Source organism: Streptomyces gamaensis (assembly GCF_042656465.1).
Classification (GTDB): Bacteria; Actinomycetota; Actinomycetes; order Streptomycetales; family Streptomycetaceae; genus Streptomyces; species Streptomyces gamaensis.
Genome location: NZ_JBHSPB010000021.1, coordinates 12520 through 25981, shown reverse-complemented (window position 1 = coordinate 25981; position 13462 = coordinate 12520). Strand labels below are relative to the sequence as shown.

Genomic DNA, 13462 nt, shown 5'->3' with positions numbered 1-13462 from the left:
CTGTTCCAGCACCGCCCCCCGCTCACCCCCCGGTCGCGCCCGCCAGGTCCACCGACGCCGCCACCCGGGAGGCGACGTCCTCCGCGTAGGCGGTGTCCGCGCGGTCGAAGGGGCGCCGGGCCGGGCCGCGCAGGAAGGTCACCACGCCCACGGTGCGGCCCCTGCTGCGCAGGGCCGTGGCCAGCGCGTGGACCGTCTCCCGCGGCCACTTGCGGTGCTCGGCCCACTCCTCGGTGCAGTCGGAGGCCGCCCGGACCGAGCCGCAGCGCTCGACGGCCAGCAGGGCGGGATGGCCGTCCCGGTACGGCACCGGCAGGCCGCCGCCGGCCGGTGCCGCGCACGTCCCGGCGGGGGTCGCGGCCGCGCGCACGAGCGCGAAGGGGCCGTCGACGGCCCGCCGCGGCTCGGGCAGCAGGTCGACGAGCGCGTGGTCGGCGAAGCCGGCGAGCGCGAAGTCCAGGTAGAGCGCCACGGCTTCCATGGGGTCCTCGCACTCGGCGACGGCCCGCCCCGCGCGGTGCAGCTGGCTGCTGCGGAAGCGCGCCCGCGCGCTCTCCTGCTCCGCCCGCCGCGCGGCCGTGACGTCCTGGAAGAGCCAGGCGACGCCCAGCGGCAGCGGTTCCTCGGCGAGCGGGGAGGCCAGCCGCAGGAAGCCGCTGCGCCAGCAGCGGCGCTCGGGCGGGGCGTTGCCCTGGTCCCGCAGGGTCACCCACAGCTCGGTGGGCGCGGGCGGCGCGCCGGCCGCCAGGACGTGCTGCAGGGCGCTCTCGACCTCCTCGACGCCCTGTTCCAGCAACTCGCCCAGCGGGCGGCCCAGCAGCGCCGTACGGCCCGTGCGCAGGGCCCGTGCCGCGTGCGCGTTGACGAGCGCGGGGCGCAGGTCGGCGTCGATGAGGACCACGCCCCAGGGGGCCTCCCCGAACAGGGCCTCGCTGAGCGCGACCGAGCGCTCCAGGTCGATCTGGGTGTGCACCTCGCTGAACGCGCAGTACGCGCCGGCCGGGCTGCCGTCCGCACCGGGCACCGCCGACAGCTGGGTGCGCACGAGCACCCGTCCGCCCTCCTTGGTCAGCAGCGCGAACTCGTGGACCTGGCGGCCCGGTTCGCTCATCGCGGACAGCAGCCGCTCGGTGACGTCCTCGGCGTCCGCCGTGCGGGCCGCCCAGCCGGCGAGGCCCTGCCGGCCGACGGCCTCCTGCGCGCTCCAGCCGAGTATCCGCTCGGCCTCGCGGTTCCAGTGGGTCACCGTGCCGTCGGCGGCGAACGCGCACAGGGCGGCGTCCATGCCGTCGAGCAGGGCCGCGAGCAGATCGGAGTCGTCACGGGAGCCGTGGCCGTCGGCGGGCAGTGGAGCGGAGCGCGCGGCGCGCGCGCCGTCGTCGCGGGTCTGCGGACGGGCGGGCCCGAACTGTTGTGGTGCGGTCACGAAGTACCCCCTGCCGGCCGCGGCTGCATGTCCTGCACGGTGGGTCATTCAACTCGACCGTGATGGGCACCACACCGCGTTCCGCGAAATCCGTGCCCACGGGAAATTCGGTTGTGACTCCCGCACGCCGGTTCGTAGGCTCCTGCCCACACGAGAAGGGAGGTGGTTCGAGACATGATTTCAGTCCGGACGCGTGAGGTGACCGCGGGCTAGCGCCCGTCGTCGCACCCAGCGATGCCGGCGAGTGCCGGCCCAATTCCCAGCAGTCACCCGGTCCGTGGGCCGCCGAGTCGTCCGCTCGGCACCACCGCTCCCCCAGGCGCGGTGGTCAACAGGCCCACGGACCGCCTGCGTTCGGGGACAGTGCACGGGAGCGGGCATCAGCGCCCGTACGCACCCCCGCGCCCCGGGACGTCCGCGCGGGCCCGTATCCGTACGCGCACGACCCCGGTACGCCCCTTACGGGTACAGCCGTTCCACGCGCCACTTGCCGCCCTCGCGCACGTAACGCAGCCGGTCGTGCAGCCGGTTCTCCCGTCCCTGCCAGAACTCCACGCTCTGCGGGGTCACTCGGTAGCCGCCCCAGCCCTCCGGTACGGGCACGGGCTCGCCCTCCGGGTAGCGGCGCGCGAGCTCCTCGTAGGCGGCGTCGAGCGCCTCGCGGGAGGCGACCACGGTGGACTGGGCGCTCGCCCACGCGCCGAGCTGCGAACCACGCGGCCGGGAGTGGAAGTACGCCGCCGTCTCCCGCGGGTCGACCTTCTCGGCCGTGCCGCTGACGATGACCTGCCGGGCGATGGGATGCCAGGGGAAGAGCAGGGAGACGTGGGGGTTCTGCGCGAGTTCGCGGGCCTTGCGCGAGCCGTAGTTGGTGAAGAAGACGAAGCCGCGCTCGTCGTGGCTCTTGAGCAGGACGGTGCGGGAACTGGGCCTGCCCCGCTCGTCCGCCGTGGAGACGACCATCGCGTTGGGCTCGTGCAGCCCGCTCGCGCACGCGTCCGCGAACCAGCGCGTGAACTGTTCGGCGGGGCCGTCCGCCGCGTCCCGCTCCAGCAGTCCGACACTGCCGTACTGCTTGCGCATGGCGGCGAGATCGAGTGCCCCGTCGTCGAATTCGGGATGCTCGGCGGGGGCGGAGGAATCGGCGGGCGGATACTCGCGGGAGTCGGTCATCCGGTCATCTTGGCATCACCTCCGGGCCGGCACATGTGCCGGATCTCACTCTTCCCCACATCTGGCGAACCGTCGTAAATCGCAGGGCGGGGCCTGTGGCGGCGATCGCGCAGCGACTATCGTGATCGGCCGGAATCCGACAGGCCGCAGGGCCGTGAACTCCGGGATTCCGGCCGGGTGAAAGACCGCCGCACGGGGCATGACCGGGGTGACCGAATCCGGACGCGAGCCGCGTCAGGCAGCCGCGGAACCGGCTCGGCGCCGCACTGTCGCATGTCGCACACTTCACGAGGAGCCGCCTGATGTCCGACTTCGTACCTGGACTCGAAGGAGTCGTCGCGTTCGAGACGGAGATCGCAGAACCCGACAAGGAAGGCGGCTCGCTGCGGTATCGCGGGGTCGACATCGAGGATCTCGTCGGCCATGTGTCCTTCGGGAATGTCTGGGGACTCCTCGTCGACGGCGCGTTCAATCCGGGCCTGCCGCCGGCCGAGCCGTTCCCGATTCCCGTGCACTCCGGGGACATCCGCGTCGACGTGCAGTCGGCACTGGCGATGCTGGCGCCCGTATGGGGCCTGAAACCGCTTCTGGACATCGACGAGGCCACCGCCCGCGACAATCTCGCCCGCGCGGCCGTGATGGCCCTGTCGTACGTCGCGCAGTCCGCGCGCGGCCAGGGCCTGCCGATGGTGCCGCAGCGCGAGATCGACAAGGCGGAGACGGTCGTCGAGCGCTTCATGAAGCGCTGGCGCGGCGAGCCGGACCCGCGCCACGTCAAGGCCGTCGACGCGTACTGGACCTCCGCGGCCGAACACGGCATGAACGCCTCGACGTTCACCGCCCGCGTGATCGCCTCCACCGGCGCGGACGTCGCCGCCGCGCTGTCCGGCGCGGTCGGCGCGATGTCCGGCCCGCTGCACGGCGGCGCCCCCTCGCGCGTCCTCGGCATGATCGAGGAGATCGAGCGCACCGGGAACGCCGCCGCCTACGTCAAGTCGACCCTCGACCGGGGCGAGCGCCTGATGGGCTTCGGCCACCGCGTCTACCGCGCGGAGGACCCGCGGGCGCGCGTCCTGCGGCGCACGGCCCGGGAGTTGGGCGCGCCGCGCTTCGAGGTCGCCGAGGCCCTGGAGAAGGCCGCGCTGGAGGAGCTGCACAACCGCCGCCCGGACCGTGTCCTCGCGACCAACGTGGAGTTCTGGGCGGCCATCGTGCTGGACTTCGCGGAGGTCCCCGCGCACATGTTCACGTCGATGTTCACGTGTGCCCGTACGGCGGGCTGGAGCGCGCACATCCTGGAGCAGAAGCGCACGGGCCGGCTCGTGCGCCCGTCCGCGCGCTATGTGGGCCCCGGGCCGCGCGACCCGCGTGACGTCGAGGGGTTCGCGGCGGTGGCGGCCGGGGTCGCCTGACGGGGCGGCCTGCCGGCCGCGGGGACCGGATCCGCGCCGGGACGCGCCGACGGCCCTTTCGGGGCGGCCGCTGCCGTCAGCGCGTCCCGGCCGCCCCACGGCAGGACGTTCCGGTTTCGCGCCGGTCGTCGATCTCAGGCCAGAGTGGCCCGTAGACGTTCTCCATCACGCCCGGTTCCCGCAGGTTGCCGGGGCGGCCGAGCAGCCAGGCCAGGGCCACCTGTGCCGGGTGCCGGCCGCGAGCGGGCTCCACGCGAGGACGGCCATGTCGAACGCGCGGGCCTGCGCCAGCAGTTCGCGTTCGGGCGTGCGCTCCAGCAGGCTGTGGCGCAGCTGCGAGCCCGCGAAAGCGGTCCAACCGCGCAGCTCCGCCAGGGTGTTGGCCTGGGCGATCTCCCAGGCGGGCCAGTCGGACACCCCGGCGTAGAGCACCTTCCCGGACCGTACGAGGTCGTCCAGGGCCCGCACGGTCCCCTCCACGGGCGTGAACCGGTCCCGATGCGTTGACGTCCGTCCTATCCGTGGCGCACGTGTACTTGGTCGCGAGGACGAAGCGCTCACGGCGCCCCTGCAGCAGTTCGCCGACTTCGTGGCCGACTGCCTCGCTGCGTGCCCGTGGTGACGCCCCGTCGACCTCGGGTCGAGCCCGGCTTGAACGCGTTCAAAAACAGGTCTACAGTCACAGCCAACGAGATTTGAACGCGTTCAAGAACCGCGTTCAGCAGCACGTCCGCCCAGTGGGCGGACGCGTCCGGAAAGGGCGGGGCCATGGACCTCACAGTCGTCGCATACGTCATCTATCTGCTGGTCAGCGTGGCCCTCACGGTGTGGGTCGCACGGACGCTCAGCCGCAACGGCAAGGTCTTCCTCGCGGACGTGCTGCACGGCAACGAGAAGCTCGCCGACGCCGTCAACCACCTGCTGGTCGTCGGCTTCTACCTGGTCAATCTCGGTTTCGTCGCGCTGTATCTCCAGGACGACGGATCGATCGCGGACGCGAGGGGCGTCTTCGAGGCGCTGTCGCAGCGGCTCGGGGTGGTGCTGCTCGTCCTCGGGGCGATGCACCTGGGCAACGTCTACGCCCTCAACAAGTTCCGCCGCCGCGGGCTGATGGACCGCGAGGGGCAGCCGCCGGTGGCACCGCAGGGGTACGCGGGCCCGCAGAACCCGTACACCACGCCGGCCGCCGGGCACTGACCGGCGATGACGGCCACGACCGCCGGTGACGACCGGGGCGCCCGAGGAGGGGAGGGCGCCCCGGTCCGCCGGCTCACCGTGCTCCACGACCCGCGGTGCCCGCTGTGCGCGCACGTACGCGACTGGCTGGCCCGGCAGCGGCAGCTCGTGCCGCTCGACCCGGTCCCGGTCGGCTCGGCCGAGGCCCGGCGCCGCTTCCCGCACCTCGACCACGCCGCCTCCGAGCAGGAGATCACCGTGGTCGGCGACGGCGGCCAGGTCTACCGGGGGGCCGCCGCCTGGGTGGCCTGCCTGTGGGCCCTGGACGGCTACCGGCCGCTCGCGCACCGGCTGAGCACCCCGTCCGGGCTGCGGCTCGCACGCGGGGCGGTACTGGCGGCGGCGAAGTACCGGGCGGCACACCGGCGCCCGGCCCCGGCCGGCCCGGAGGCGGACCGCACCCGTGACCGGTACGGCCCACCGGCCTGCGACAGCGGCTGCCGGACCCCCGATTAGGCTTGGCGACCGTGCCCGTAGAGAACGAACCCCTGCCGGACGAGACGCGGCCCGCCGCCAAGAGCGAGCTGACCCGCGCCCTGATCCTGGAGACCGCGATGCGGCTGTTCCAGGAACGCGGCTACGACAAGACCACGATGCGGGCCATCGCCAAGGAGGCCGGGGTCTCCGTCGGCAACGCGTACTACTACTACGCGAGCAAGGAACACCTCATCCAGGGCTTCTACGACCGGATCGCCGCCGAGCACCAGGCGGCGGTCCGCTCGGTCCTGGAGCAGGAGAACGACCTCCAGGCCCGCCTGGCGGGCGTCCTGCGCGCGTGGCTGGACGTGGCGGCCCCGTACCACGAGTTCGCCGCCCAGTTCTTCAAGAACGCCGCCGACCCCGACAGCCCCCTCAGCCCCTTCTCCACCGAGTCCGCCCACGCCCGCGAGGCCGCCATCGCCGTCCACCGCGAGGTCCTGGCCGGCTCCAGGGCGAAGGTCCCCGCCGAACTCGCCGACGTCCTCCCCGAGTTGATGTGGCTCTCCCAGATGGGCCTCGTCCTGTACTGGGTCTTCGACCGCTCCCCCGACCGCGAACGCAGCCGCCGCCTCGCGGACCGGGGCGCCCGGCTGACGGCGCGAGGAGTGTCCCTGTCGCGCTTCCGGGTACTGCGGCCGCTGGTGCACGAGGTGCACGAGCTGTTCACGGACTTCCTGCCGGGGATGGCGCAGACGGTGGCGGGGCGCAAGGGGGGTACGGGGTAGGACCCCTGCCGTGGTCGCCCGGCGGCCCGGCCAGGCCGCTTCACTCGACCAGGCCGCGCAGGTCCACCTCGATCGGGAAGGGGACGTGAGTGCGGAGGCGGCCGATGTGCACCGGCCTGTCGGGCCTGGGCTCGTAGCGGCCCTTCTCGTGATCCAGCCAGTATTCGTGCAGCTCGGGAACGTCCTCCTCCCCGAGCTCGACCCGCCAGAAGCACTCGATCCCGGCGTCGGCGTACATGCCGGGTTTACGGAAACGGTCATCGCTGCGCGAGCCCTCGGAGACGACTTCAACAGCCAGCACAACACGCTGCACAGGCAGACAGTCGACGCTGTGACGGTCGAATCCCTCGGAGTTGAACACCACGACATCCGGCTTCGTCGGATTCTTGGGACCGAACAGCACGCAGCGCTCCGAGTTGACCCTGTAGGGAGGCCGCACGGCCTGGCGCAACGCGACGAGGAGACCGTCCCGGACGTCGTCATGCCATTGACTCGTCATCCCCCGCGCCACGATCGCTCCATCCACCAGGTCCCAGTCGAAAGGCAGGACCAGCTCCTTGACCTGGTCGTACGTCCAGCCGCCGGGCGGTGGGTACATCCAGTTGTCCGGGGTGGCCTTCTCCCAGTGCTCTGCTGCTTCTGCGGCCATGGCTGCTCCCATGGAGGGGATCGTGTGTCGGAGCACGGACTCGTGTCCTGCCCACGACGTTAGCGCCCCTCCTCCGAGTGAGGAGGGAGCGTTTTCTCAGGACACGATGCCTGCGTCACGGCTACAAGCGGCGCGACGACGGCGCCAGGGGGGACGCGGTGCCCGCGCACTCGTTGCCGCAGCCGGACGGCTCACGGCGGAGGTATGAGCCTGCCCGGGGCGCCGCCCGGGCCCCGCCCTCCTGTAAAGCGAGCTTGACAAGCGCTGAGGAGTGACAAGTACGCTTTACATGTGCGAAACAGCGTCAGGGAACTGCGGTCGTCGCGAGGGCTCTCCCAGGGCCAGTTGGGCACAGCCCTCGGGGTCTCACGACAAACGATCAACGCCATCGAGACCGAGCGGTACACACCTTCCCTGCCGCTCGCCATGGCCATGGCCAAATTCTTCGAGGTCAGCGTTGAGGAGATGTTTCATGCCAATGAGAGCCCAGCAGATGACCAGTAACACAGCCAGGCGGGCCGTGCCCGGCTTCTTCCTCGCAGTCGGAGGCGCCTGCCTCCTGGCCGCAACCGTCGGCGGCCATCTCGCTCCCGGCCTGGTGGCGTTCGGGATCCTGGCGGTCTGCAGTCTTGCCCTGGCGCTGCTGGGACGCCGGAGCGAGACCTACCAGGGCCTCACCGAGAAGGCTCCCGACGAGCGCTTCGCCCGGATCGGAGGCTGGGCCTGGGCCGGCACGGGCATCGTGCTCACCGTGGGGAATCTCAGCGCCTTCATCGGTGAACTGGCATCCGGAAGAAGCGGCGATCCGTATTTCTGGTTCGTGGCCACCGCCGCCATCACCTACATCGCGTTGGTCGCTTTCCTGTCCCGGCGCACCTGAGAAGCCGTCGCCTCGAACAGCTCGCCACCGTACGTCCGACCAGGCTGCGATGCTGCCCGCATGACCCCTTGGAACCTGCTCGCCCTCGACAAGGCCCTGCACGCCAGTTGGGCCGCCGACACCTGCTCCCCGGACGACCTCGCCCGCGCCGACTGGCAGCCCGGCAACCCCGCCTGGGGTCACTGCGACATCACGGCCTTGATCGTCAACGACATCTTCGGCGGCGACCTCATGGTCGGCGAGGTCCACCTCGACGGGGAACAGCACGGCTTTCACTGGTGGAATCGGCTGCCCAGCGGAGTCGAACTCGATCTGACGCGCGAGCAGTTCCAGCACGGACAGACAGTCACCGCGGGTCGTGCCGTCAAACGTCCCCCGGGGCCCCTGCCCCGTCGCCGACAGGAATACCTCCTCCTGCGTGAACGCCTCGCCAAGCACCTCGGTCACCTACCGGAGCCTGCTCTCCGATCAGGCGGAGAGCGTCGGCTCGTTGCCGAACTCCGGAGTTCTTGACGCCGGGCCCCTCGCGCGGCGTGAACGGGCCCCATCTGCTTTTCCTCGGTCAAGCCGTGCAACGGCCGGGCTGCGGCCCGGGTTTCGACTCGCTACGCGTCACCACGGCGCAAGCCAGGGGTGTGCCAGGCGCTGGTGGTTGCGCAGCTCCTCGTAGAGGCTGATGGCCCTCTTGTTCTCGCGCAGGCGCCATGCCGTGAGGTACGCCAGCTGGTGGCGCAGGCACTCCTTGCAGTGCGGGGGCGGGGCCGCCTGTTCCCTCGCCGTCTCGGTGGTCACGGCTTCGCCTCCGGGTGTGCGGTACGGGCGTGTTCGCGCATCGCCGCCAGCGCCCTGTCCTCCGCCTCGCGGTTTCCGTGCACCCACGCGTGTGCGCGGGCGTCCGCGTGCCGGGTGCATTCGGGGCACGGGGTGCCGCCAGGGGTGGCGTACGGGCCGGACGTGTGCGGTACGGGTACCGCTGCCGCTCGGTTCCGGGTCACCGATTCGCCCCCGTGCTACGGGCGTTGACCGCCGTGAGCTTGGCGCGCAGCGCCTCTTGCGGGGTGAGGGGGGCCAGGTCTTCGGGGCGCGCCTCCCATTCCCGGCCGCCGCCGAGGGGGCGGAGGAAGTAGTGGCCGTCTTCGTGGGCCATTACCTGGCCGACGAGATCCTTTCCAGCGTCTCTGACCACATCACCGATTTGTGGGATATGTAGGGTGATCCTGCGGTGCGGCATATGACTCCCCGCGCATGATGGGCCAGCGGTGTACGGATGCAACTTCCGTTGCTGTCACCAGCGTTGTCGCGCCGCCCGGCCGGGCACAACGACTTCGGCGTGACACCAGGAACCTGGCACGAAGGGGACGATCTTGAGTCGACGCAGGTCCAAGAAGGGTCCGGCCCGCTCCAACGCCGCCGTGTTCGGGGAGCTGCTGCGGTACCACCGCGAGGCTGCGGGGTTCACGCAGGACGCCCTCGCGGCGAAGCTTCCGTGCGACCGGTCCCTGGTCGCCAGGGTGGAGGCGGGCACACGGGTGCCCCAAGAGCCGTTCGTGAAGCGGTGCGATGAGCTTCTGGGCACCGGAGGAGAACTGCATCACCTCTGGCGCCACATCGACTGGAGCCAGGAGGTCGAGCACCCGGACTGGTTCCAACGGCGCGTCGACATGGAGAAGGAGGCGGCATCCGTGCTGGAGTACCAAGAGCAGGTTGTGACGGGGCTCTTGCAGACCGAAGAATACGCACGCGCACTCTTCTCATCGGTTGCATCACACGACCCCGAATTGGTGGACAAGCGAGTCCAAGCCCGCCTGAGCAGGCAGCACCGCTTCCTGCAAGCGGACGGCCCCTTGCTCATCACGGTGCTGGATGAAAGCTGCATCCGCAACGTGGTCAAGAGCCCTGGCGTGATGCACCGCCAATGTGCGCATCTCCTCGCGGTCGGAGAACGGCCGAACATCCGCATCCAGGTAGCACCTGTACATGCAGCCGATCTCATCCGCATGGCGACGTCCATGTCCATCATCACCCTCCCAGACGGACATGCGTGGGTGTACTCGGAATCCCTGGACCGTGGCCACTTCAACGACGCCCCAGCCATCGTGTCCAGGCACTCGCGCAGATACGATGTCCTTCGGGCTGACGCCCTGTCGGCCAGCGACTCCGCCGCTCTGATCCGTGAGGCGATGGAAGGGTACCGGCTCGATGAACACCCACAGCTCCAATGCGGCGATATGGAGAAAAAGCAGCTACAGCCAGGATCACGGCGGCAACTGCATAGAAACCGTCCTAGGTATCCGAGACTTCGTCGCCGTGCGTGACAGCAAGCGCCCATGTCACGCCAACGTCGCGGTGCCGAGCTCTGCTTGGTCTTCGTTCGTCGACGCTATTCGGCGGGAGACGTTCACTTCGGCCTGACGCCGAAGCGCTGCCTTACCGATCCCCATGGAGGATGCCATGGGACACAGCACCCCACCCCGAACATTTACTTGGCGCAAGTCCAACTACAGCCACCATGACGGCGGCGACTGCGTAGAAACCCTCCTCGACATCCCCACCCTCGTCCCCATCCGCGACAGCAAACACCCCCACGGCCCCATCCTCGCCGTCCCCGCCCCCGCCTGGGCCACCTTCATCGCCGCCGTGCGCCACGGCTCCTTCCGCCGCTCGCAAGCGCCACGCCTGGCGCCCAACTGACCTGCCGTGACCGTTGCGCGCCACAACGGCGCAGCACCCCCCACGTCGGCCAAGACCCTGGCGCGACGTCATCGGCCGATCGGCCATCCAACTGGAAACGATTCACCTACACAATCGCAGCCCACACGTAGGCGTTTCGTCACCCAGAATCCAGGAGACGGCCACAGCCGCCACGCGGCCTCCGCGTACATCCGGTGCGAGCACGCGGGCACGCCGCTCAGCCCCCACCGGTCTCAGCCCCCCGAGCCCAGCACCTCCCCCAGCACCCCCGCCCAATGCTCCACCACCCTTTCCCTGCGCACCCGGTCGTCCGTCAGCAGGTTCGCCAGTCCCAGCCCCCGCGCCATGTCCAGCAGCCCCTGCACCGTCTCCCGCACCCCCGGACGCGACTCGTCGACCCCCAGCAGTTCGACCGCCATCCGGTGCACCTCGCGCCCGATGCGTGCCTCCAGGGCCGTCACCCGTGGCCGCAGGGTCGCTTCGCTCGCCGCTGCGACCCACAGGTGGAGGGCCGCGCGGAACACCTGGCCCGTATGCAAGTCCACCAGCGCTCCGACCACCAAGCGCGTACGGCACGTTCCCGGTACGTACTCCCGCTCCAGTACCTCCCGCAGTTCTCGTGAGCGGGCTTCCGTCACGTACTCCACGGCAGCCGTGAACAAGTCCTCCCGGGTGCGGAAATGATGCTGCGCGGCACCCCGGGAGACGCCGGCGCGCTCCGCGACGACGGTGACTGTCGAGCCCGCCCAGCCGTACTCCGCGAGGCAGGCGACGGCGGCCTCCAGGAGGCGCTGTCTCGTGGCCCGGCTGCGGTCCTGTTTGGGTGCGCGGACGGGCCTGCCCGGGGCGACGCCGGGTACGGCTATCGCACCCACGCCGCGTCCCGTCGCTCCAGGAACGCCGTGACGCCCTCCCGGGCCTCCTCCGAGGCGAACAAGCGGCCCGAGAGCTCCGCGAGCCGGTTCCCCTCCGTGTCGAAGTCCCGCAACACCGCCTCCGTCAGGAGCCGTTTGGACTCGGTCAGGCCCTGCGGGGACGCCTTCCGAAAGCCGTCGAGTATCGGGGCGAGCGCCCAGTCCACTTCGCCTGCCGCGACCGTCACCAGGCCGATACGGACCGCTTCCGCAGCCCCGAACCGTTCCCCGGTCAGGAAGTAGCGCGAGGCGGAACGCGCGTCCAGCCTGCGCAGCAGCGGCAGGGAGATGACCGCCGGCGCCAGCCCCAGCCGTGCCTCCGTGAAGGCGAACGACGCCCCCTCCCCGGCCACCGCCACATCGCAGGCGCCCAACAGGCCGAGCCCGCCCGCCCGTACGTGCCCGGTCACGCGTGCCACGACCGGCTTCGGCAGCTCGACGATCGTGCGCATCAGCCGTATCAGCGCACGCGGATCACCACCGGCCCCGCCCGCCTCCTTGAGGTCCGCGCCCGCGCAGAACGTGTTGCCTGTATGGCTGAGCAGCACCGCCCGTGTGTCCGCGTCGGCCGCCGCCGCGCCCAGCCCCTTCTCCAGCTCGGTCATCAACTGCCCCGACAGCGCGTTGCGGTTGTGCGGGGAGTCCAGGACCAGGGTGGTCACCCCCCGTTCCGATGACGACCTGACCGACACCGTCACCACCGACCTCCTCAATACGACTTGGGGAGCCCCAAGCTCTGATGCGAGACGTAGTTCAGAATCATCTCCCGGCTCACCGGCGCGATGCGCGCGACCCTCGCCGCGGCGATCAGCGGCGCGAGTCCGTACTCGCTGGCGAGGCCGTTGCCGCCCAGGGTGTGGACGGACCGGTCCACGGCGCGGACGGCGGCCTCGGCGGCCGCGTACTTGGCCATGTTGGCGGCTTCGCCGGCGGCCGTGTCGTCGCCGGCGTCGTAGAGCGCGGCGGCCTTCTGCGTCATCAGCCGGGCGAGTTCGACCTCGATGTGGGAGGCGGCCAGGGGGTGGGCGATGGCCTGGTGGGCGCCGATGGGCTCGCGCCAGACCTGGCGGGTGCGGGCGTAGTCCACCGCGCGACGGAGGGCGTACCTCGCCAGGCCGATCGCGAAGGCGGCCGTCATGATGCGTTCCGGGTTCAGGCCCGCGAAGAGTTGCAGCAGGCCCGCGTCCTCATCCCCCACCAGGGCGTCGGCGGGCAGCCGTACGTCCTCCAGGAGCAGCTCGAACTGCTTCTCCGGTGCGGCGAGTTCCATCGGTATGTGCTGTCTGGTGAAGCCCGGGGTGTCCCGCTCGACGATGAACAGGCACGGTTTGAGTCTGCCGGTACGGGCGTCCTCCGTGCGGCCTACGACCAGCACCGCGTCGGCGATGTCGGCCCCCGAGATGAAGACCTTGCGGCCGTTGAGGATCCAGTCGCCGCCGTCCCGCCGCGCGGTCGTCGTGATGCGGTGCGCGTTCGAACCGGCGTCGGGCTCGGTGATCGCGAACGCCATGCGCAGTCGGCCGGAGGCGAGCCCGGGCAGCCAGTGGCGGCGCTGCGCGTCCGTACCGAAGCGTGTGATGACCGTGGCGCAGATCGCGGGCGAGACGACGAGCATGAGCAGCGGGCTTCCCGCCGCGCCCAGTTCCTCCAGGACGATGGAGAGTTCGGCGATGCCGCCGCCTCCGCCGCCGTACTCCTCGGGGATGTTCGCCCCGAGGTAGCCGAGCCGTCCGGCCTCGGCCCACAGTTCTTCGGGGTGTTCGCCCCGGCGGACGACCTCGGTGAGGTACGGGCGTCCGTAGCGCTTGCCGAGCGCGGCGACGGCGGCCCGCAGGGCACGGTGTTCGCGGGTCTCCAGCACGGGTGCGGATGCGAT

General features: G+C 70.9%; 18 protein-coding genes and 1 pseudogene. 10 read left to right on the top strand and 9 right to left on the bottom strand.

Annotation, left to right across the window (positions count from 1 at the left end; genetic code table 11):
* Positions 1-22: 22 nt before the first annotated feature.
* Positions 23-1426 carry a PAS domain-containing protein gene (locus ACFP1Z_RS27140; protein ID WP_390320263.1) on the bottom strand — a complete coding sequence of 468 codons (1404 nt, stop codon included), beginning with the start codon at positions 1424-1426 and terminating at the stop codon, positions 23-25.
* 459 nt (positions 1427-1885) lie between these two features.
* A complete protein-coding gene (pdxH, locus tag ACFP1Z_RS27135; RefSeq protein ID WP_390320352.1) occupies positions 1886-2509 on the bottom strand; it encodes a pyridoxamine 5'-phosphate oxidase in 624 nt (207 codons plus the stop codon).
* A 392-nt stretch (positions 2510-2901) separates the two neighbouring features.
* Between pdxH and ACFP1Z_RS27130 the strand changes: the two genes are divergently transcribed.
* The gene (locus ACFP1Z_RS27130) at positions 2902-4011 is read left to right on the top strand and encodes a citrate synthase 2 (RefSeq protein WP_390320261.1); all 1110 of its coding nucleotides are present in this window, start codon (positions 2902-2904) and stop codon (positions 4009-4011) included.
* A gap of 76 nt (positions 4012-4087) precedes the next feature.
* Here the strand turns inward: ACFP1Z_RS27130 and ACFP1Z_RS27125 are convergent.
* Positions 4088-4597, bottom strand: a pseudogene (locus ACFP1Z_RS27125) (aldo/keto reductase); the annotation flags it as partial.
* A 182-nt stretch (positions 4598-4779) separates the two neighbouring features.
* Here ACFP1Z_RS27125 and ACFP1Z_RS27120 point away from each other — a divergent pair.
* Genes ACFP1Z_RS27120 through ACFP1Z_RS27110 form a run of 3 tightly spaced genes read left to right on the top strand, consistent with a single transcriptional unit; the run spans position 4780 to position 6452 of the window.
* The gene (locus ACFP1Z_RS27120) at positions 4780-5208 is read left to right on the top strand and encodes a hypothetical protein (protein WP_390320260.1); all 429 of its coding nucleotides are present in this window, start codon (positions 4780-4782) and stop codon (positions 5206-5208) included.
* A 6-nt stretch (positions 5209-5214) separates the two neighbouring features.
* Positions 5215-5703 carry a thiol-disulfide oxidoreductase DCC family protein gene (locus ACFP1Z_RS27115; protein ID WP_390320259.1) on the top strand — a complete coding sequence of 163 codons (489 nt, stop codon included), beginning with the start codon at positions 5215-5217 and terminating at the stop codon, positions 5701-5703.
* Between the two features lie 11 nt (positions 5704-5714).
* Positions 5715-6452 (top strand): TetR/AcrR family transcriptional regulator, encoded by a 738-nt coding sequence (locus ACFP1Z_RS27110; RefSeq protein WP_390320258.1) that lies wholly within the window; start codon positions 5715-5717, stop codon positions 6450-6452.
* Positions 6453-6492: 40 nt separating this feature from the next.
* On the opposite strand, the gene ACFP1Z_RS27105 is transcribed toward ACFP1Z_RS27110, so the two are convergent.
* Complete coding sequence (locus ACFP1Z_RS27105; RefSeq protein WP_390320257.1) at positions 6493-7101, bottom strand: Uma2 family endonuclease; 609 nt, start codon at positions 7099-7101, stop codon at positions 6493-6495.
* A 291-nt stretch (positions 7102-7392) separates the two neighbouring features.
* On the opposite strand from ACFP1Z_RS27105, the gene ACFP1Z_RS27100 reads away from it, so the two are divergent.
* Genes ACFP1Z_RS27100 through ACFP1Z_RS27090 form a run of 3 tightly spaced genes read left to right on the top strand, consistent with a single transcriptional unit; the run spans position 7393 to position 8494 of the window.
* The gene (locus tag ACFP1Z_RS27100) at positions 7393-7605 is read left to right on the top strand and encodes a helix-turn-helix transcriptional regulator (protein ID WP_390320256.1); all 213 of its coding nucleotides are present in this window, start codon (positions 7393-7395) and stop codon (positions 7603-7605) included.
* Positions 7595-7981, top strand: coding sequence for a hypothetical protein (locus ACFP1Z_RS27095; RefSeq protein ID WP_390320255.1), 387 nt, complete (start codon positions 7595-7597; stop codon positions 7979-7981). The genes ACFP1Z_RS27100 and ACFP1Z_RS27095 overlap by 11 nt, the downstream gene beginning before the upstream one ends.
* Positions 7982-8041: 60 nt before the next feature.
* The gene (locus ACFP1Z_RS27090; protein ID WP_390320254.1) at positions 8042-8494 is read left to right on the top strand and encodes a YunG family protein; all 453 of its coding nucleotides are present in this window, start codon (positions 8042-8044) and stop codon (positions 8492-8494) included.
* A 99-nt stretch (positions 8495-8593) separates the two neighbouring features.
* Here the strand turns inward: ACFP1Z_RS27090 and ACFP1Z_RS27085 are convergent, their stop codons facing one another.
* A complete protein-coding gene (locus ACFP1Z_RS27085) occupies positions 8594-8773 on the bottom strand; it encodes a hypothetical protein (RefSeq protein ID WP_390320253.1) in 180 nt (59 codons plus the stop codon).
* A 199-nt stretch (positions 8774-8972) separates the two neighbouring features.
* Positions 8973-9128 carry a hypothetical protein gene (locus ACFP1Z_RS27080; protein ID WP_390320252.1) on the bottom strand — a complete coding sequence of 52 codons (156 nt, stop codon included), beginning with the start codon at positions 9126-9128 and terminating at the stop codon, positions 8973-8975.
* 217 nt (positions 9129-9345) lie between these two features.
* On the opposite strand from ACFP1Z_RS27080, the gene ACFP1Z_RS27075 reads away from it, so the two are divergent.
* The 3 genes from ACFP1Z_RS27075 to ACFP1Z_RS27065 are packed head-to-tail and all read left to right on the top strand — an operon-like array spanning position 9346 to position 10672.
* Positions 9346-10296, top strand: coding sequence for a helix-turn-helix domain-containing protein (locus ACFP1Z_RS27075; RefSeq protein WP_390320251.1), 951 nt, complete (start codon positions 9346-9348; stop codon positions 10294-10296).
* Positions 10208-10393 carry a DUF397 domain-containing protein gene (locus ACFP1Z_RS27070; RefSeq protein WP_390320351.1) on the top strand — a complete coding sequence of 62 codons (186 nt, stop codon included), beginning with the start codon at positions 10208-10210 and terminating at the stop codon, positions 10391-10393. The genes ACFP1Z_RS27075 and ACFP1Z_RS27070 overlap by 89 nt, the downstream gene beginning before the upstream one ends.
* Positions 10394-10432: 39 nt before the next feature.
* A complete protein-coding gene (locus ACFP1Z_RS27065; RefSeq protein WP_390320250.1) occupies positions 10433-10672 on the top strand; it encodes a DUF397 domain-containing protein in 240 nt (79 codons plus the stop codon).
* Between the two features lie 233 nt (positions 10673-10905).
* Here the strand turns inward: ACFP1Z_RS27065 and ACFP1Z_RS27060 are convergent, their stop codons facing one another.
* The 3 genes from ACFP1Z_RS27060 to ACFP1Z_RS27050 are packed head-to-tail and all read right to left on the bottom strand — an operon-like array spanning position 10906 to position 13462.
* A complete protein-coding gene (locus tag ACFP1Z_RS27060; protein ID WP_390320249.1) occupies positions 10906-11547 on the bottom strand; it encodes a TetR/AcrR family transcriptional regulator in 642 nt (213 codons plus the stop codon).
* On the bottom strand, positions 11535-12299 hold the full coding sequence (locus ACFP1Z_RS27055) for an enoyl-CoA hydratase family protein (RefSeq protein ID WP_390320248.1): 765 nt from the start codon (positions 12297-12299) through the stop codon (positions 11535-11537). Before ACFP1Z_RS27055 ends, ACFP1Z_RS27060 begins: the two co-directional genes overlap by 13 nt.
* A complete protein-coding gene (locus ACFP1Z_RS27050) occupies positions 12296-13462 on the bottom strand; it encodes an acyl-CoA dehydrogenase family protein (protein WP_390320350.1) in 1167 nt (388 codons plus the stop codon). The genes ACFP1Z_RS27055 and ACFP1Z_RS27050 overlap by 4 nt, the downstream gene beginning before the upstream one ends.

Bases quoted from the DNA above. Each gene is read 5' to 3' on its own strand.
- pdxH (WP_390320352.1), bottom strand. From the start codon at position 2,509: ATGCGCAAGCAGTACGGCAGTGTCGGACTGCTGGAGCGGGACGCGGCG.
- ACFP1Z_RS27130 (WP_390320261.1), top strand. From the start codon at position 2,902: ATGTCCGACTTCGTACCTGGACTCGAAGGAGTCGTCGCGTTCGAGACG.
- ACFP1Z_RS27120 (WP_390320260.1), top strand. From the start codon at position 4,780: ATGGACCTCACAGTCGTCGCATACGTCATCTATCTGCTGGTCAGCGTG.
- ACFP1Z_RS27115 (WP_390320259.1), top strand. From the start codon at position 5,215: ATGACGGCCACGACCGCCGGTGACGACCGGGGCGCCCGAGGAGGGGAG.
- ACFP1Z_RS27105 (WP_390320257.1), bottom strand. From the start codon at position 7,101: ATGGCCGCAGAAGCAGCAGAGCACTGGGAGAAGGCCACCCCGGACAAC.
- ACFP1Z_RS27095 (WP_390320255.1), top strand. From the start codon at position 7,595: ATGACCAGTAACACAGCCAGGCGGGCCGTGCCCGGCTTCTTCCTCGCA.
- ACFP1Z_RS27090 (WP_390320254.1), top strand. From the start codon at position 8,042: ATGACCCCTTGGAACCTGCTCGCCCTCGACAAGGCCCTGCACGCCAGT.
- ACFP1Z_RS27080 (WP_390320252.1), bottom strand. From the start codon at position 9,128: ATGGCCCACGAAGACGGCCACTACTTCCTCCGCCCCCTCGGCGGCGGC.
- ACFP1Z_RS27065 (WP_390320250.1), top strand. From the start codon at position 10,433: ATGGGACACAGCACCCCACCCCGAACATTTACTTGGCGCAAGTCCAAC.